Origin of the sequence: Flavobacterium sp. Root935 (genome assembly GCF_001429295.1) — a bacterium.
GTDB lineage: Bacteria > Bacteroidota > Bacteroidia > Flavobacteriales > Flavobacteriaceae > Flavobacterium.
The window spans coordinates 725,312-744,745 of record NZ_LMJL01000012.1; the positions used below are offsets into that span (position 1 = coordinate 725,312).

Here is a 19,434-nt window from a genome sequence, read left to right on the forward strand (position 1 = left end):
TTCGCGAAAATATATTTGTAAAATAGCTGTCAATTTATTTGGCAGCTATTTTTTTTATTATTTACTTTGCAATTCAAAGTACTTTAAATCATTCTTTATGAAAAGTAAAAAATTTCTATTTCCGTTAATCACATTACTCATCAGTTTTGGGTGTGCGCTGTTTATTTCCTTAAAAGTTTTTCCTAACAATCCGTTTACGGGAAATAAGCAAGAAAAAACAGCACGTAGTAAGTTTAAAGATGGTGATCTTATTTTTCAAACTTCAGAATCAAAACAATGTGAAGCGGTTCGTATAGCAACTAATTCGAAGTTTTCGCACTGCGGCATTATTTATGACATAAACGGAAAATGGTTTGTTTTTGAAGCTGTTCAACCTGTGAAACTTACACCACTTGAAGATTGGATTAAACATGGAAGAAACAGTAAATATGTTGTGAAAAGATTAAAAAATGAAAGTATTTTGAAGCCTGAGGTTTTACAAAAAATGAAAGACTACAGTCAGCAGTTTGATGGCAAAGAATATGATGCTTATTTTGAATGGAAAGACAATCGAATTTATTGTTCTGAATTAATCTGGAAAATCTATAAAAACGCAGCTGGAATTGAATTGTCTAAACTTAGAGAATTGAAAGACTTTAACTTAACCGATCCAAGAGTTCAAAAAATATTGAAAGAACGTTATGGCAATGAGATTCCGTTAGAAGAAAAAGTCGTTGCCCCTTCTGATCTTGCTGATTCTAATTTACTGAAAACTGTAGTAGACACTTATTAAAAATATAAAAAAAAAGCTAGTCGATATTCTTTCTAGCTTTTTTATTTCATTCTTTACTTTGAAATTCAAAGAACTTTTAAAATGCATTTTATGAGAGATTATTTAATAGAAAAATTGTATGAATGTTCTAAAAAGCCTTATCAAAAATATTTCAAGAAAAATGAACCTTGGAAAATTGATAAAACCAAATTAATGGATTTTCCCGAAGAAAGCTTAGGATATGGATTGGGCGGTTTTCTTCATAACAATCATTTTGATATTCAAGAAAAATTGGAAGATCACGACATTATTCATGTTTTGACTAATACAGGAGTTTCTGTCTATGAAGAAATCGGAATGCAGTATTATTTATTTGGAAATGGAAAGAGAAGCTTGTATCTGTATATGGTAATTCTAACTGGAACTATCTTTTATCCAAAGCGAATAAACTACTTCTTTCAGCAATATAAAAGGGGCAGAAAAGCGCTGTCATTTCATTATTTGGATTTTTCAAAGATGCTGTTTATGCCCATAAAATCTATTCAACAAACTTTTAATATTTATTAAAATGAAAACAATTAACGAACAACCTTTCAAGGAAAAACAATCTCTAGAATTAACGATTGGTTCATTTGTAATTACTACATTCTTGTTTGCATTATATATTATTTCCAACGAGGATCCAACTGTTTTAGTTATTGCCTGGCCATTTGCTTTAGCGGCAATAATTGTTAATGCAATTATGTTTATTCATCTGGCAGAAAAATTTCTTCATTTACCGCAACAGCGAAAAGAAATAGGTTTTAAAATCTTGCTACTGCTTTCTAATATTCCGATAACCTTTTTGTACTATTTGATTGTGATGAAATCTTGATTCTGAAAGTTTAATTCATAAAAAAAGCTATAAGTGTAAACTCATAGCTTTTTTTATAATGCATTTTAAAATCTTAATTTGCTTTTTTAATGTCAATTCCGTTTTGGTCTAACAAATAGATTAGCGAAGTCATTGTTGCCGCTCCAAGCTCTAGCTCTCTTTTATTGATAGCATCAAACTTGTCATTTGCCGCATGATGATAATCGAAATAACGCTGTGAGTCTGGTTTTAAACCTGCTTTAACAATTGCCTGCGAAGTTAAATGACTAATATCTGAACCTGCGTGGCCAATTGTAAAACTATGTACTAAATAGGGCTCAAAAAGATCTTTGTATCCTTGAATTTTTTTCAAATTAGCATCATCTGCTTCAATTGAAAACCCTCTTGGTGAAAATCCGCCAGAATCACTTTCTAAAGCAAAAATGTGGTTTTCATTTTTTTGTTTTGATACTTTTTCATATTCAGCACCACCTTTTCCGCCATTTTCTTCGTTCATAAACAATACCACACGAATAGTATTCTTCGGTTTGTAGTTTAAGTTTTTTAAAATTCTGATAACTTCCATACTTTGCACTACTCCTGCTCCATCGTCATGAGAACCATCTGCCAAATCCCAAGAATCTAAATGTCCGCCAACTACCATGATATTTTCTGGACTAACCGTTCCAGTCAATTCTCCAATCACATTATAAGATAATGCGTCTGGTAAAGTTTCACAAGATTGTTTGAAATAAAACTTTAAAGCTGGATTTACTCTTAAAGATTTACTCAACAATTCTGCTCCATTTGTACTTATCGCTGCTGTTGGAATATATTGCTCTTTTGGTAAGTCACCATAACTTTGTGCACCTGTATGAGGAAAATCGTCTAATCTTAAATTCATTGAACGAACGATCGTTCCTACCGCTCCTAGTTTTGCAGCTTCTTTTGCTCCTGCATATCTTTGGTCAACACATGCTCCATAAGAAGTAAAAGTTTCAATATTTTCAGGGTTCATTGGTCTGTTGTAAAAAACAATTTTCCCTTTTACTTTATCTGCTCCTAATTCAGCTAATTCTTTAATTCCCTGCACTTCGATTATCTCTGCAGTAATCCCAGTTTTTGGAGTTGCTACAGAACCTCCTAAAGCACAAATTGGCACTACAGTTTTTATTTTTCCGTCTAAGATGTAGGCTGTTTCTTTTTCACCTCTAACCCAATGCGGCACCATAACTTCCTGAAGATATACTTTATCTAACCCGAGTGATTCTAATTGTCTTTTTGTGTAATCGACAGCCAGTTCAGCTCCTTTAGAACCCGATAATCGAGCTCCAATATCATTAGAAAGATATTCCAGCCAAGTGTAACATTTTGCTTCGGTTAAAGCTTTCTTATAAAATAATTTGATGTTTTTTTCGTCATTTGACTGAGCAGACGACAGCAATCCGTTTAAAACTAAAGCAGTTAAAAGAATCGTTTTTTTCATAGTTTCTATAGTAATTTGGAGTTTATTCTGCCTTTGGCATGTTCACAAAGGAACAAAATTCTTAAGAGTTAAGAAGCTATTTTTTCAACCTTTTCTCAAAAAAAAACTCCAATTGCAAATTCTTCAATTTGCAATCGGAGCTTTTAAATATTTAATAAATAAAGATTATTTTACTTCGATAATCTTATTTTTTGTTCCAATACCGTTTTCATTAAAAGGCTCAATTGTAAAATAATATTTTGTGCCTTTATCTAAACCTCTAAAATCGTATGAACTGTCTCCATAAACCATAATGCTATTGTATAATTTATCTGGAGAAATTCCGTAATAAATATTATACCCAATTGCATCATTTTGTTTTTTCCAAGTAATCATTGCATTTCTAGAATCTGCTTTGTTTCTATCCACTTTAAAAGAAGCAACTGCTTTTGGTTTTGTGGCTAAACCATTTCCAAAAACCCTGAAATCAGAAATTGCGAATAATCCAGAAGCGTTATGAATGTTTTCCATTTTGATATAACGCGCTTTAATCGCTTTTGTAAGCTCTACATAATCATGTGGTACATCTTTATCGTTTTTAGATTTATCTACAACCAGAGTCCAATTAACAGCATCATCAGACATGAATATCTTGTATTGATAATAAATATCCATTGCTTTATTGAATTGAGTTGCTTTATGATCTGCATAATTAATCTGCAAAGCATTAATTTCCATTTGTCTTCCTAAATCCATTTGAAGCCATTCTCCTGGATTACTCGTTTTAGAAGACCAATAGGTTTGAATGTTTTCATCTGTAAGGTTATCAGGTCCGTAACAGAACTTCTCGTATACTTTTTTGCCTCCGTTATCCATTCTGTGTGTTTCTACTTCCATACATTCTTCTGAAGAAGAAACTGTTACTGGTTTCTTATACGAAAGCAACATCCAGCCTGATGAAGCTCCTTTTGTCTGATCACGCTGACTTGTTGGAAGAACAATAGGAAAATCTCCGTAAGAGGTAATAGAATACATAACATCATCTTTATCGAATCCAGCAGGAAACATATCTATACGGCGCTCAAAACGATCTTTAATAGAGATTTTACAAGTTCCAGTATTCCAATAATTACCATAATTATCTGAAAAAGTATTTCCGTGTCCAGCTCCAATCACAAATCCGCCTGGCTTGTAAGACATTGGATTGTGCTTTTGGTATGTAAAAGGCCCAAGCGGATTATCACCTACATGAACTCCATTTGCATACCCTTTAAATTCAGTTGCTGGCGCGCCATACTGCATGTAATATTTTCCGTTATGTTTGGTCATCCAAGCTCCTTCAATAAAATTTCCCCAAGGTGCTGGTTCCATATCATTATTTGGTCCGAAACGTTCCCAGCCGTGAGCTGAAGGTTCTAAAACTGTAACTTCTTTTATTTGCCCATACGGACGCTGAATATCTTCTACTTCTGTTGCTTTGTATAATTTAGCATAATCAGCCTGATTTCCTTTTGGAAGCCAAGTTTTATAATCAACCTCAACACCTACAAGAGGCAGTTTTCCGCTAGAACCATAATACATATAGACTTTTTTATCATCATCCTGAAAAATTGCAGGATCCCAAGTCGGCAGCATTGCTTTATCAACGTGACGTGTCCATCTTCCTGATTTTGGATCGGCAGTTTTCCAAATCGGATGATCTCTTTTCCAAGTTGAACCTACATAAAATAAAGTGTCGTTTACAACCCAAGCTGCTGGAGCGCATTGGTCATCATCGCCTGGCTGTCTTTGGAAACTTCCATAAACAAAATTCCAATCAGACATATCTTTACTCCAAAAGAAACCTGCCTGATTTGTCGCAAATAAATAGTATTCGCCTTTATACGTAATAATTACAGGATCTGCACTGGAACGGCGTGATTCTGGAATTCCGTTGTGATTATGAGTTGTGTAATTGTACCCAATATTAATTGGATTACAATAGGTTGTTGCTGGTTTGTTAGGATCAAACCATTCTGTTTTACCTAAATTTTGCGCCAATAAATTGTGACTAAAAAGTATCACAAATAAAATTGACAAGGTCATCAGTTTATATATCTTTTTCATTGTTAGATTTTTTTGGTAGGTTCTAAGATTATTTTTTAAGATTTAATCTTTCCTTTAGAAGTTCAGGTTCATTCGTCGTTATATAATTGAATTTATGCTCAATAATCCAATCCATATCTGCAGCTTCATTCACTGTCCAAGCATTTAGGATAATTTTGTTGTCTTTTGCTTCTTGTATCCATTCTGGATGTTTTTGAAAAACTGAATAATGATAATCTACACCATTAATCTTATCTGCTTGTACTTCTTTTGGTGATTTATTCCCTTCTAAATATTGTAAAGAAGTTTTGGCATCAACCATTCTAATTTGTTTTAGAATATCATAATCAAAACTTATGTAGCAGGTATTTTTATCTGCTTTAAGTTTTTTAATAGTTTCGACTGTCAATAACGCTGTCTTTTTCCCTCTTTCCTTACTTATTTCTGAAGGTTTTATTTCGCAGACCAAAAGAGTTTGTTTGTTGTTTCTTTTCCCTTCTGAAATATATTCATGCAATGTTGGAAGTTTCTCTCCATTGGAAAGTTTAAATTTGATCAAATCTGCATAATTGGTTTCTTCAATCAGCATTTTGTTGTAATGTGCATCATGATTGATAACAAGAGAATCATCTGCAGTTCTCCAAACATCGAATTCTGAACCTGGTAATTTTAAATCAATTGCATGTCTCAATGATGCAATAGAATTTTCTGGCAGGTTATTTTTTTTCCATGCACCGCGATGTGCTACAATTGCATTTTTTTGTGAATTGCAAGAAGAAAAAGCAATCAGCATTGAGAATAAAAAAATCGAGCGGGATATTTTAAACGTATTCATCATAACCGTAGTTAAAAAATTACAAAAAAGGTTTTTCAGTTTAAAAAAAAGCCCTCCAAATGAAGGGCTTCTCACTAATCAATAAACCAACTATTTAGTTAACTCAAAACTAACTTTCTTATCGGCATTTGAATTTCCTCCAACGAAAATATCAAACTGTCCAGGTTCTGCTACGAATTGTAAATCAGAATTATAAAATTTTAAATCTTCAACAGTAATATCGAAACTTACTGTTTGTTTTTCACCTTTTTTAAGTGTTATTTTTTGGAAACCTTTTAGTTCTCTAACTGGTCTTGTTACTGAACCAACTAAATCTCTAATGTATAATTGAACTGTTTCTTTTCCGTCAAAATTTCCAGTGTTTGTTACATCAACTGTTACTTTTAATTTTCCGCTGAAATTCATTTTATCAGAAGAAATTTTAAGGTTTGAATAATCAAAAGTAGTGTAGCTTAAACCAAATCCGAACGGGAATAATGGCTCGTTTCTTTCGTCAATATAGTTTGATCTGAATTTCTCGAATTTTCCTTCTGTGTTAGAAAGAGGTCTTCCAGTATTTTTATGAGCGTAGTAAATTGGCAATTGTCCAACACTTCTTGGAAAAGTTGAAGTTAATTTTCCTGATGGATTTACATCTCCAAATAAAACATCAGCAATAGCGTAACCTGCTTCTGTACCCGCAAACCAAGCATTTAAAATCGCTGGAACTGTTTTTTCTTCTTCAGTAATCACTAGTGGACGTCCGTCAAATAAAACTAAAACAACTGGTTTTCCTGTTTTTAATAAAGCGTTTAATAAATCTTTTTGTGCTTGTGGAATTTCCAAGTTTGTACGGCTGCTAGATTCCCCGCTCATTTCTGCAGATTCTCCAAGAGCAGCAACAATTACATCTGATTGTTGAGCAACTTTTAAAGCTTCTGCTAACAAATCTTCTTTTGAACGTGCATCACGGTGTAAAGTTTTTCCAAACATTGTGGCATTTGTTTCAAAAGTTTCATCATAATCTAAATTACTTCCTTTAGCATATAAAACTTTAGTTCCTGCTCCTGCAACTTCTTTAATACCTGCTAGTAATGAAACAGCATTTTCCATTTTAGTAGCTACACTCCAAGTTCCGGGCATATTTTCTTTAGCATCAGCTAATGGTCCGATAAGGGCGATAGTTCCTGATTTTTTAAGAGGTAATAATTGGTTTTGATTTTTCAATAAAACCAATGATTGAGAGGCAATTTGACGTGCTTCTTTTCTGCTATCCATTGTAAAGATTTCAGTTTTAGCTCTTTTTTCATCACAATATTTATACGGATCTTGGAACAATCCTAAATCATATTTTGCTTCTAAAATAAGTTTAACAGCATTATCGATTGTTTCGATTTTTACTTTTCCTTCATCCAAAGATTTTTTTAACGTTCCTAAGAAACCTTCTCCAACCATATCCATTTCAACTCCAGCGTTTAAAGCTAAAGCAGAAACTTGTTGTAAATCTCCCATTCCGTGTTCGATCATTTCAGGAATTCCTGTAAAGTCTGTTACCACAAAACCTTTGAAACCCCATTGTTTTCTAAGAACATCTGTCATTAACCATTTATTTCCTGTTGCTGGAATTCCATCAATTTCGTTGAAAGATGCCATAACCGAACCTACACCTGCATCAACTGCCGCTTTGTAAGGAGGAAAATAATCATTAAACATTCTGATATGGCTCATGTCTACAGTATTATAATCACGTCCTGCTTCTGGCGCGCCGTATAAAGCGAAGTGTTTCACACAAGCTAAAATTGAGTTATTTTTTGAAAGATCATGCTGCTGATAACCATTTACCATTGCCTTTGCAATCTGGCTTCCTAAATATGGATCTTCTCCTGAACCTTCAGAAACTCTTCCCCAACGAGGATCGCGAGAAACGTCAACCATTGGAGAGAATGTCCAGTTAATTCCGTCTGCACTAGCTTCTTTTGCAGCAATCTGCGCACTTCTTTCAATTAATCCCATATCCCAAGTACAAGATAATCCTAACGGAATTGGGAATGTTGTTTCGTAACCATGAATAACATCCATACCAAAAAGCAACGGAATTTTCAAACGGCTTTTTTCAACCGCAATTTTCTGTACTTCTCTAATTTTTTGAACTGATTTAATGTTGAACAAACCTCCCACTTTACCTTCAGCAATATTTTTTGCCACATTTGAGCTGTTTGCCTGCCCTGTAGTGATATCACCAGATGTTGGCAAGTTTAACTGACCCAATTTCTCGTCTAAAGTCATTTTTGACATTAACTCCGCCACAAATTCAGACTTTGGTTTAATTTTCACTGTATTTTTAGTGTTCTTTTTTTGAGCGTAACCCAAAACAGCACATCCTAAAAAAAGTAAGACTAATTTGTTTTTCATTCTATTTTATTTATTTGTTTGTATTCGTTTTTCTCTGCTGTAACATCCAGTCGTAAATAGCTGCATTATCATAAACTCTTGTCCAGCTGTCATGATTGGCATCATCAAAAATGGTCAGCTTTACATCTTTTGCATTACATTTTTTCAATTCTTTGTAAATCGTGATCGCATAATTCACGTTTACAACATCATCCAATAATCCGTGAAAAATTCTGGTTGGAATATTGGCTATTTCACAAGCGTGCTCTAACTGAATTAAATCTACAAAACCAGCGACAGGTACGTTTGCTGCAAATAGATCCGGATGTGCAAAAGCCAAATTCCATGAAGCCCAGCCTCCTGAGCTCAAACCAGTAACATATATTCTTTCTGAATCAATTTTGTTTTCTTTCTGGATTTTTAAAATCAGCTGATAAATCGATTCTATATCCCAGTTTTCATTTTCTTTACATTGCGGGGCCAGAACGTAAGCATCTAATTGATGTGTTTTTAGATATTTTAAAGGACCATTAATTTTTACTTTTTCAAGATCATTTCCTTTTTCTCCATCACCAGAAATAAAAACTATTAAAGGCTTTTTTTCTTTTGTATTTGCGGGTTTATGTAATACATAGCCCAGCTCATACTTTGCCATTACTACTGTATTAATTTTTCCAGTTGTTTCACTTTGGCTAAAACCAAATGTCGAAATCAACAGGGATAAAAAAATTAATTTATACTTCATACTAATTTTTTAAATCCCGTATTTTCCTGATTTAAATCCAAGTTTTGTCAAACCTTGTTTTACTTCAGGTGCATTCATAAATAATTTCCATAATAGACCTGTTCTGTAGTTCTCGATCATAACTACTTCTGGTCCTTGATCGATTGCTAAATAACGTTTTGCAACCCATTTATTTCCTAAACTTAGAGCATCATAAAACCCGGCATTGCCCCAAGTTTCTTCTTTATGATTTTCGTAAAGATTGCGTATGAAAGCCATTGATTCTTTTGGCGTATATACAATTGAACTGATTGCTGCGGTTGGCGAAATCACACCTTGATCATTGCCTGGCATATGTGCATTGTATCCAATAGAACCATCAGGGTTTCTGGAATATGATGCTGTTAGTCCCCAATAATCAGCACCATATCCCTCAACCTTTTTTGGATTTTCAATACAGTATTGATAATTTATTTTAGTCTGATTTACGTTTAAATCCCAGTAATTCGCATATTTATCGCTCAATTGGTTTGGATCTAAACCTACATAAGAATAGTGTGCCCAGAATAAAGGACCGCCGAATTCTTCTGCACCATTATGTTTTAAAATTAAAGGAATATTATATTTTGTTTTAGGAGAAACGATGTCTCCGCTTCTCGCCCATCCTTCATGATACGCTTTCGCATCAATTGAATGTGTTGGCGAAGATGCTGCCATTACATAAGTAATTAGACATTCATTATATCCTTGTAAAGGAAAATTCATCTGCCATTCGTAAGTAGGTGACCAATGCCAGTACAAAACATTTTTATTGTTTGTATACCATTGCCAGTCAACACCTTTCCAAAGAGCATCGTATTTTTGAGCAACCGCTTTTTCTTTTTCTGAACCATCTTTAAGATATTCACGAACAGTAATCATTCCTGCAACCAAAAATGAAGTTTCGACTAAGTCGCCGCCATTATCCTTGGTTCCAAAAGGTTTTACTTTTCCTGTATTTCCGTCGATCCAATGAGACCATGCTCCATGAAAACGATCTGCCTTGCCTAAAAAATCTGCAATTTTGTTCAGTCTTTCAACTCCTTGCTCTTTTGTAATATAACCTTGAGACATTCCTGAAACAAGAGCCATTAAACCAAAACCAGAACCACCTGTTGTTACAATATTTGAATCATTTTCAGGATAATTTCCGTCTGGATGGTAACGTTCTCTGGCTAATCCAGAGTTTGGTTCTGCGTAATCCCAGAAATATTTAAAAGTTTGTTTTTGAACAGCATCTAAAAGCTGTTCGTCTGTTAATGTAGTAACAGAAGTATTTTCTGCTGCATTTTCTTTTGCCTTATCCGCATTCGATCCACAACCAAAAAGAGTAAAAGCTAAAAATAAAACTGAAATTCTAATCATTATAGAGATTTTTGAGATTGTAATAAGATCACTTCCTTCAAAATTTTGAAGGAAGTGATTTATGAATATTAATTATAACCAGGATTTTGAGAAGACATTCCCTCTGTTATTAAAAGGAAAGATGCCGGAATTGGAAACAATTCATTTTTACCTTCTGTGAATACTTTTCCATCTGCAGTAAAAGCATCTTTTGCCTGACCAGTTCTAACTAGGTCAAAGAATCTGTCAAATTCAAAAGCTAATTCAACTCTTCTTTCTTTCCAGATTGCAGTTCTTACTGTTGCCTGAGAAGTTGCTGGAGTATCACCTAAACCAGCTCTGTGTCTGATGATATTTAACAATGGAATTGCATCTGAAGTTTGTCCTAATTCATTTAAAGCTTCTGCCTTCATTAATAATACTTCAGCGTATCTTAAATATTTAATATTAGCATCAGTTTCCCATGCGCTTGTATATGCAGAAGAATAAGCTTTAAAATTATATCTAGGATTAGGATCTACTTCTCCTTCTGGTAACACTAATTTAGGAATTACTCTTCCGTCGTATAAAGTTGTACCTCTGAAAATTATAGTTGCGTCTTTTCTAACGTCTCCAGGCTCATAAGCGTTTACTAAACTTTGAGAAGGCTGATTGAATCCCCATCCCCATGCATCACGAACACCTTGAGTATTAGAATATCCTTGAATTCCACGTGCAGGTACTGCGCCATTACCATTTATTTCAAAAATAGATTCTCCATCATTTTCTCCTTCTAGTCTAAACATTTTAGCATAATCTGGAGAAATAATATAACCTGTAACAAGATTACAGTTATCGACAACACTCTGCCATTTTTTCTGATACAAACTTACTTTTGCCAATAAAGCATAAGCTGCTCCTTTTGAAGCTCTCGCTTTATCATCACTACCATATTGAGATTTATTTGGTAAAACTGCCGCAGCCTCTGTTAAATCTTTTTCAATAAAAGCATAAACTTCAGCAGCTGTTTTACGAGTTAACTGCATTGCTTTATCTTCTGGTGATAATGGAATTTTTGATATGTGATCTACAATAGGAACTCCTCCATAGCATTTTACCAAAGTAAAATACATAAAAGCTCTTAAAAATTTAGCCTCAGCCATTAATCTTTCTCTTAATGCAGGATCAGCTTTGTCTAATTTAGGCAGAATCTCCAATGCTTGATTACATCTATTGATCCCGTCATAGTTTGCATTAAAAGTACTTTCAGCAGATGGATTCGATGCATTATATGTTAAAGCATCCAAAACATCTTTATCTGTACCTGTATCACTTGGTGTTGAACCTTTATCAGCATCATCAGATGTAATACTTGCTAATCCAATCCATCCAAAAGAACTCATATCCCAGTCTAAAAATTTACTGTAGATAGAGGTAACAAACGTTTTTGCTCCGTTGTCATTGTTAAACAACTCGATATCATCTGTAGAAATAGTCTCAGTTTGTTTAACATCTAGGTAATCATCAGCACATCCTGTAAAAGTGAATGCCGACAATACAAAGATTGATATATATATCTTTTTCATAATATTAAAATTTTAAATTAGCACCAATTACGAATGATCTTAATGTTGGATAAGCATCCAATTCAACACCTTGTGTTCCATAAGGATTACCATCTCCATTTAACTCAGGAGAGAAACCAGAATATTTCTGTGTAATAAATGGGTTGATTGCATTAAGATAGATTCTGCAAGAACTAATGAATTGATCTTCTTTAAGAGGTAGTTTATAACCTACAGTGATGTTGTTGATTCTAAAGAAATCTGCAGATTCCATATAATAAGTTGAAGCAACAGGAACAATGTTAAATGGTTTTGGATTTGGCGATGTTGTATTTGTTGGTGTCCAATAATCATTTGTCATAGAAGCTTCGATATTTTCACCTCCAAAACGCTGTGCTTTTTTACCATTGTATACTTTTGCTCCACCAGTTCCATATCCGTCAACTGAGAAATCAATGTTTTTGTAAACAAGACCTAAAGAAACTCCATAGTTAGATGTTGGTAAAATTGAACCTACATATTTTTTATCTGCTGTTGCAGATAAAGCATCTTGAGTTACTTTAGCACCAGAAGCATTATAATAAAGCATATTTCCATTTGCTGGATCTACACCTGCATATTCATAAAGATAAAAACTTCCTAATGGCTGACCAATTGAGTTATTGTATAATAATTTAGTGTCTTGACCATTTCCTAAATTACCTCCAATAACTTGAGACAATGAAACATCTTTTAAACTTGTAAGTTCATTTTTATTGTGAGAGAAGTTACCTCCAACCCAGTAGCTTAAATCGTCTGTAATTTTATCATCCCAACGTAAAGCAATTTCATAACCTTTGTTTGAAACTTCACCAACATGAGAAGGAGAAGCAGTTGTAATTCCAGAAGTTGGATAAGGTTTTACATATAAAATTACGTTATCTGTATTTTTGTTATAAACATCAAATGATCCTTTCAATCTGCTGTTCAAAAATTCGAAATCTACACCGGCAGATGCCTCTTCAGTAATTTCCCAAGTTAAAGTTGGGTCAATTTGTGAAGTAATACTTGTTCCTTCATATAAAATTGAACCTCCTAAATAACTATTTAATCCAGAATTATAACTTTGACTGTTTAATGGTACATTTTGGTTACCCAATTTACCCCAGCTTCCTCTTAATTTAATCAAATCAACTCCTTTAATATCAGACAAGAAGCTTTCTTTTGTCATAATCCATCCAAGACCTACAGATGGGAAAGTTCCCCAACGGTAATCTTTAGCAAAGTTTGAAGATCCGTCACGTCTAATAGTTCCAGTTACTAAATATCTGTCCATTAATTTATATTGGAAACGGCCAAAATATGAAGCTAATTTGCTTTCGTTAAATACAACATCTTGTAAACTTGTAACTGTACCAACATAATCTACACCTTTTGAATCTTTTGAATTATATAAAGACCAGTAATTTGAATCAGGACTTACATTTTTTCTTATGATAGTTAACTTTTCTCTAGGTCCTTTTACAGAAGTTTCGATACCGGCAGTTAATTCAACATCATGAATTTTAGCAAATACTTTATTATAAGTCAAATAGTTAGATAAGTTCCAGTTAAAATATTGTTCTCTACCTCTAGTTAATAAATTGATAGGATCAGAACTTGTATAGTCAGCATCTTTACGAGTTGGATTTGCAGCTAACCAAATATTTTTGGTATCCTCGAAATTATAATTTTTCCAAGTGTAGTATTCTCCGTTAAATTGCGAAGTAAATTTTAACCCTTCTAAGATTTCATAATCTAATTTCAAACCACCTTGAAGTGTAATACTTCTTTGTTCTTCATCATAAAAATCTAATTGTGAAACTGGATTTCCAACATTGTTAAATGATGAACCAGTTGGACTTGCCACTCCGCTTGCATCTACAAAAGGAGCACCATATTGACCATTTGCAAAACGAACAGGAACAATTGATGACTGTTTGTATGCATTTGTAAATGCACTTAACGGTTTTGGTGTAGAATTAGCAGACGTAAAACTAAAGTTTTGATTTAAAGTGATTTTTTTAGAAAGCTTAAATTCATTATTATTTCTAAAACTTGTACGGCTATAATCTAAGCCATTAAGAATTGCTTTTTCTTGATAATTACCTGCACTAAAAAAGTATTTAATATTTTCAGAAGCACCAGAAATAGAGATATTATTTTGAGTGTAAGTACCTGTTCTTGTAATTTCATCAAACCAATTAGTATTAATAGGCTGGTTTGTAGAAAATTTATTAGTTCCTAAAGATGCATTAGAATAGCTTGCATATTGATTTGCATCTGCCATTTTAACCTTTTTTAGCGGTGTTCTAACACCTCCAAAACTTTCAACTTCTACAGAAACTTTATCTCCTTTTCCTTTTTTAGTAGTAATAATGATAACTCCATTCGCAGCTCTTGTACCGTAAATAGCAAGAGATGATGCATCTTTTAAGATCTCATAAGAAGTAATATCATTTGTATTGATATTATTGATGTTTTCTGTTGGCATACCATCAACAATATATAAAGGATTTCTTCCTCCTAATGCAGTACCTAAACCTCTAATAACAACAGAAGGTGTACTTCCTGGAGCATCAGAAGAAGTAACTTGAACCCCAGCAGCTTTACCTTGAATAGCCTGAGAAGCATTTAGTACCTTTGTTCTTGTAACATCTTCTGCTTTTAATGAAGTGATTGCGGAAGTATTATCAATCTTTTTTCTGGTACCGTAACCAATAACAACTACTTCTTTTAATGCAGTATCACCTGCTTCTTTCAAAGTAATCGACATAACGCCAGCAGCTGCAGGTACAGAAACTGAGTCGAAACCAAGCATAGAGATTTTAAGAGTTTCTCCAACCTTAGCATTAATGGTAAAATTACCGTCAAAGTCAGCATCAGCAGAAGTTCTAGATTCTGGAGCACTAATAATTGCACCAGGAATTCCCATTCCACTACTGTCTACTACTTTTCCTTTAATTGCTTGTGCCTGTACCATCATATATGATGGCAGTAACAAGAGAGCTAAAAAGCTAAAAATAAAATTTTTCATACAGTACGTAATCGTTTAAGTTAGTAGAGCCAAATTAAACAATTACAACGTTGTAGTACATCAAATAGCACTACAACACAGCTACATCATTATGTTAAAATATTAGCATATAATAATGATAATCAACATACTAAATATTAAATAAAATTCATTAACATAACGTTATGATGTAGTAATGATGTATTGGAATTCTGTAAAAATAGGTATGTAAAAATATAAATTCTGTAAAAAATAAAATCAAATCTTACAGACTTAATAAAAACTTTGACAGGTTTTCTTCTTGAGTCAGATTTAATTTCTTTCTTAGACGATATCTATGCAATTCTACACCTCTAAAAGAGATATTCATCATTGGTGCAATTTCCTTGGATGAGAGGTTCATTTTGAGATAAACACAAAGCTTAATATCTTTTGGAGTTAAGTGTGGATATTTTTTAGAAAGATTTATAATAAACTCGTTATGGATTTGATTTAAATTCGTTTCAAATGTTTCCCATTCGTGCTTATTAACCTCATTAATTTTAATAGCTTTTTTGATTTCACTTTTGAGTTTGCTAAAATCTTTTTCTTTGTCTAGAATTTCTTGAATTTTATCAATCATTTCCGTTTGTTTGGCAATTGACAAAGATTTACCAGCCACTTCAGAAGATTTTGTTTGAAGTTCAAGTTCTAAAATATGCTTTTCGTATTCCTGCAAGTTGAGTTCGTTTTCTTTCTTCAATTCCATCTCGAGAATTTCTCGTTGATGTTTTAGTTCTTCTGCCTGCAATTTTAACTTTTGCATGTAGCGAAGCTTATTCCATTTATAATAAAAAAACAAAACCGCACTAACAACAAGCAAGTAAAGAAGAATCATCCAAAAAGAAAAATACCAGGGTTCTGCTACTTTAAACTTATAAAACGAAACCTTATCATAAGTTGATCCATCGTGCTTAAAAATTTCTACCGCATGATAACCGCTGTTTAAATTGTTTAAAACAATCGATCCATCAGAAATAGGTATATATTCTTTTTCTTTATCGAGTTTGTAAAACAGGTTTGGTTTGCTTGCTCCATAAATTCCAGAGATTACATTAATTTTTAATTCTGTATTGAATTTAATTTTTGATTCGTTCGGAATTAAAGCATCATCACTAAAAGCTTCAATTTCTACTTTTGAATTTTGTTTGTTTTCATATTCGAGTTTAAGAGAAATAAATCCGTCATCAAGATTGAATAGATAATAATTGTCATTCTTAAATATTCTTAAATTTTCATTTATCAGTTTTCCTTTATAATATTTCTCCTGAATAATATTCCAGATAAATTTATTTCCTTCCGCGTAAATGTGATATAAAATTCCATTTTGCAAAACCATAAAATGATCTTCATCTATAGAAACAACATCTGTAACATTTTTAAAACTGGCATTGAATAATTCGTTTTCTTCTAATTTATTGGAAATAGAATTGTAAGTATACCAAGAGTTATTAATGAGAAAAAGTATTTCTTTTCTAAATTCAAAAATCTTGATTCCGAAATCATTTTTTATTTTGCTTTGCTGCGTAACATTTTCGACTTTCAGCGTTTTATAATTGTCATCTAATAAAACACGATACAAACCTCGATAATTATCAGCAGCCCAAATTTCATTCTTTTTATTCTGCGCTACATATTTTATAGGTTTTGCAAGGTCTTTAATAATTTTGTAATGAGAAAGATCTGAAGGATTATCATACACTAAAATACCGCTGTAAGTCGATTGAAAATATGTATTGTTAATACTGCTTTTGGACATATTCCAACCGCCGCTAACTCCGTTTATTTTTTTTAAAACATTATTTTCATATGAAAAAGTTCCATCGTTATGTCCAATAATGTATTTTCCGTCTATAAGAGAAATATTCCATCCCTGCCCCTGCGTGTTGGGCATCATATTGAATTTTCCAGAACTATATTCGAAAATACCGTGATTTGAAGCAATTAGATAACCTTTATTAATTGTTGCCACAGCATAAACAGATCCTAAGATTCCTGAATTATCATAAAAGAAAGAGATCGGCGAGTTAACTTCAACATGAGCAATTCCATTGTCTAAACCCAGCCATAAGTCATTTTCTTTATCAAAACCTAGACTTAAAACCGAGTTGTTCATTAAAACATTATCACGCTCAATATTTTTATACGTATTGGTTTTTAAATCCAAAATAATAATTCCTCGATTTCCCGTTCCAATAACTAATTTTTCTCCTTTTATAAATTTTGCCACATTAATCGTAGCCGATTTTAAAGTTTCATTTATCGGATTATCCCAGCTTCTTAATCCATTATCATCCGCCACAAAAACACCTCTTTTCTGCGTAAATATGTAGGTTTTATTTTGATACTTTTCTATGGCATGAACAACGGTTTTCTTTAAAACATTCCAGCCTTTTGGATTGGAAATATACTTATCGTTCATTCTAAAAATTCCATCCTTAACAGAAGCTACGTACAAATTTTTATCTACAGCAAAACAATACGAGATAAGAAAAGGAAATTTAATTTTCTTAATCGCTTTTCCATCATAAATAAAAACATCATTGAAGGATTGAAAATAAAGCGAACCATTGAATCTAAAGATTTTCCAAATTTCTTCGTTATCTTTTTCATCAAATAATCTCAGATTTTTAGTGATCGAAACATAATGCATTGTTCCGTCTTTTCTATACCAATAACCAAATTCTTTATAAGAACCTGAATAGATTTTGTCGCCTTCTATTAAAATAGATCGAATAATAGTTTTGTTCGGAAGGGTATATTTTTCCCATTTCACTCCGTCATAACGAAGTAAATAATGGTTGTTTGCAAAATACATAGCATCATCGTTTCCTTGCGCCACATTCCAAATTTGATTATCTCCTTGATAATCAGACTTACTGTAATTTTCGACAAAAGGAAGTAATTCTTGGGCTTGAAGTTGTAAAGCGATGAAAAAGAAGAAAACTGATTTAAAAAGTATCGATTTCAAGATATTCAGATTTTATTTCAAAGATACTGACAAAAATTTAATTTATAAATGCAAAAAGCTTCTCTATTGAGAAGCTCTTTTATTATTTGATTTTGTTTTTTAATTCTCTAGTAACTGATAAACCTGATTTGCAATTTCATATTCTTCATCTGTTGGAACAACCAAAACTTTTACAGTTGAATCTGCTGTATTGATTTCTCTCAATTCTTTAGAACGAATTTGATTTTTTGCTGCGTCAATTTGAATCCCGAAGTAATCCATATCTGTACAGATTAGATTGCGCATAAATGAAGAATTTTCGCCAATTCCGGCAGTAAAAACAATAGCATCCAATCCGTTTAAAGCTGCGGCGTAAGCACCAATTGTTTTTCTAATTCTGTAGGCATTCATTAATAAAGCCAATTCACAGTCTTTATTTCCTCCCTCTGCTTTTGATTCAATATCCCTTAAATCGCTGTAGCCCGTTAAACCCAGCATTCCGCTTTGTTTCAACAGAATCGAATTTACCTCATCTGGTGTATAACCCAAACTTTTAACCATATAAAAAATAACGGACTGATCTATATCACCGGCGCGCGTTCCCATAATTAAGCCATTTGATGGCGAAAATCCCATCGTGGTATCGATACTTTTTCCGTCTTTTACAGCGGTCATACTACAGCCATTTCCTAAGTGAATGGTAACTATCTTAGAATTCTTATCTAAATAACTGATCGCTTTTTCTGAAACATATTTATGACTTGTTCCATGAAAGCCATACACACGGACTTTATGTTCTGTCAAAAGGAAATTTGGAATAGCATATTTGTGTGCCTCAACTGGAATTGTCTGATGGAAAGCTGTGTCAAAAACTGCCACTTGTTTAGCATCTGCAAAAATTTCTTCTGCAACATTAATTCCAACTAAATGTGCAGGATTGTGAAGCGGAGCTAATTCAGAAAGTTCTTTAATTTTCTCTTTAACTTCATCTGTTATAATTGTTGTGTCAGAGAAATAACTTCCGCCGTGAACTACTCTATGTCCAACTGCCGCAATTTCGGATGTCGTTTTGATTACGCCGGTTTCAGAATCCAAAAGTAAATCTGCAACCTTTTGTAATCCTACTTTATGCGTTGGAATCGGCAATATTTCTTCATACGAATTTGAAGCCGTTTTAAAGGTAATATTTGAAGTTTCTAAACCAATTCGATCAATCATACCACTGCAAATTACTTCATTTGTCGGCATGACCATTAATTGATATTTAATTGAAGAACTACCTGAATTTATAATTAATATTTTCATTCTTTTTAAGTTGCTAAGTTTCCAAGAAGCTAAGTTTCTAAGGTTTTTAGTTTTAAGTATATTATTTAATTTTTAATTCTCAATTTTTAATTTTTA

General features: G+C 32.8%; 13 protein-coding genes. 3 read left to right on the plus strand and 10 right to left on the minus strand.

What is annotated here, in order from left to right; genetic code table 11:
* Positions 1-97: 97 nt before the first annotated feature.
* The 3 genes from ASE40_RS17915 to ASE40_RS17925 all read left to right on the plus strand — a co-directional run bounded on the left by ASE40_RS17915 (position 98) and on the right by ASE40_RS17925 (position 1,625).
* Positions 98-772, plus strand: a complete 675-nt coding sequence (locus tag ASE40_RS17915) for a YiiX family permuted papain-like enzyme (RefSeq protein ID WP_057118494.1) — start codon at positions 98-100, stop codon at positions 770-772.
* A gap of 90 nt (positions 773-862) precedes the next feature.
* Complete coding sequence (locus ASE40_RS17920; RefSeq protein ID WP_057118495.1) at positions 863-1,318, plus strand: hypothetical protein; 456 nt, start codon at positions 863-865, stop codon at positions 1,316-1,318.
* A 1-nt stretch (position 1,319) separates the two neighbouring features.
* Positions 1,320-1,625, plus strand: a complete 306-nt coding sequence (locus tag ASE40_RS17925) for a hypothetical protein (protein WP_057118496.1) — start codon at positions 1,320-1,322, stop codon at positions 1,623-1,625.
* A 73-nt stretch (positions 1,626-1,698) separates the two neighbouring features.
* Here ASE40_RS17925 and ASE40_RS17930 read toward each other — a convergent pair whose 3' ends face one another.
* The 10 genes from ASE40_RS17930 to ASE40_RS17975 all read right to left on the minus strand — a co-directional run bounded on the left by ASE40_RS17930 (position 1,699) and on the right by ASE40_RS17975 (position 19,338).
* Positions 1,699-3,090: a M20/M25/M40 family metallo-hydrolase gene (locus ASE40_RS17930; protein ID WP_057118497.1), complete on the minus strand. Its 1,392-nt coding sequence runs from the start codon at positions 3,088-3,090 to the stop codon at positions 1,699-1,701.
* A 165-nt stretch (positions 3,091-3,255) separates the two neighbouring features.
* Positions 3,256-5,175: a discoidin domain-containing protein gene (locus ASE40_RS17935; protein WP_057118498.1), complete on the minus strand. Its 1,920-nt coding sequence runs from the start codon at positions 5,173-5,175 to the stop codon at positions 3,256-3,258.
* Positions 5,176-5,203: 28 nt separating this feature from the next.
* A complete protein-coding gene (locus tag ASE40_RS17940) occupies positions 5,204-5,989 on the minus strand; it encodes a glycerophosphodiester phosphodiesterase family protein (protein WP_057118499.1) in 786 nt (261 codons plus the stop codon).
* Positions 5,990-6,079: 90 nt separating this feature from the next.
* Complete coding sequence (bglX, locus tag ASE40_RS17945; RefSeq protein ID WP_057118500.1) at positions 6,080-8,380, minus strand: beta-glucosidase BglX; 2,301 nt, start codon at positions 8,378-8,380, stop codon at positions 6,080-6,082.
* 10 nt (positions 8,381-8,390) lie between these two features.
* A complete protein-coding gene (locus ASE40_RS17950; protein ID WP_057118501.1) occupies positions 8,391-9,104 on the minus strand; it encodes a prolyl oligopeptidase family serine peptidase in 714 nt (237 codons plus the stop codon).
* A gap of 9 nt (positions 9,105-9,113) precedes the next feature.
* Positions 9,114-10,487 carry a glucoamylase family protein gene (locus tag ASE40_RS17955; protein WP_057118502.1) on the minus strand — a complete coding sequence of 458 codons (1,374 nt, stop codon included), beginning with the start codon at positions 10,485-10,487 and terminating at the stop codon, positions 9,114-9,116.
* Between the two features lie 68 nt (positions 10,488-10,555).
* Complete coding sequence (locus ASE40_RS17960) at positions 10,556-12,031, minus strand: RagB/SusD family nutrient uptake outer membrane protein (protein ID WP_057118503.1); 1,476 nt, start codon at positions 12,029-12,031, stop codon at positions 10,556-10,558.
* 4 nt (positions 12,032-12,035) lie between these two features.
* Positions 12,036-15,065, minus strand: coding sequence for a SusC/RagA family TonB-linked outer membrane protein (locus ASE40_RS17965; protein ID WP_057118504.1), 3,030 nt, complete (start codon positions 15,063-15,065; stop codon positions 12,036-12,038).
* Between the two features lie 244 nt (positions 15,066-15,309).
* Complete coding sequence (locus tag ASE40_RS17970; RefSeq protein ID WP_057118505.1) at positions 15,310-18,054, minus strand: LuxR C-terminal-related transcriptional regulator; 2,745 nt, start codon at positions 18,052-18,054, stop codon at positions 15,310-15,312.
* 99 nt (positions 18,055-18,153) lie between these two features.
* Entirely contained in the window at positions 18,154-19,338 is a 1,185-nt protein-coding gene (locus ASE40_RS17975; RefSeq protein ID WP_057118506.1) for an acetate/propionate family kinase, read from the minus strand.
* Positions 19,339-19,434: the final 96 nt, after the last annotated feature.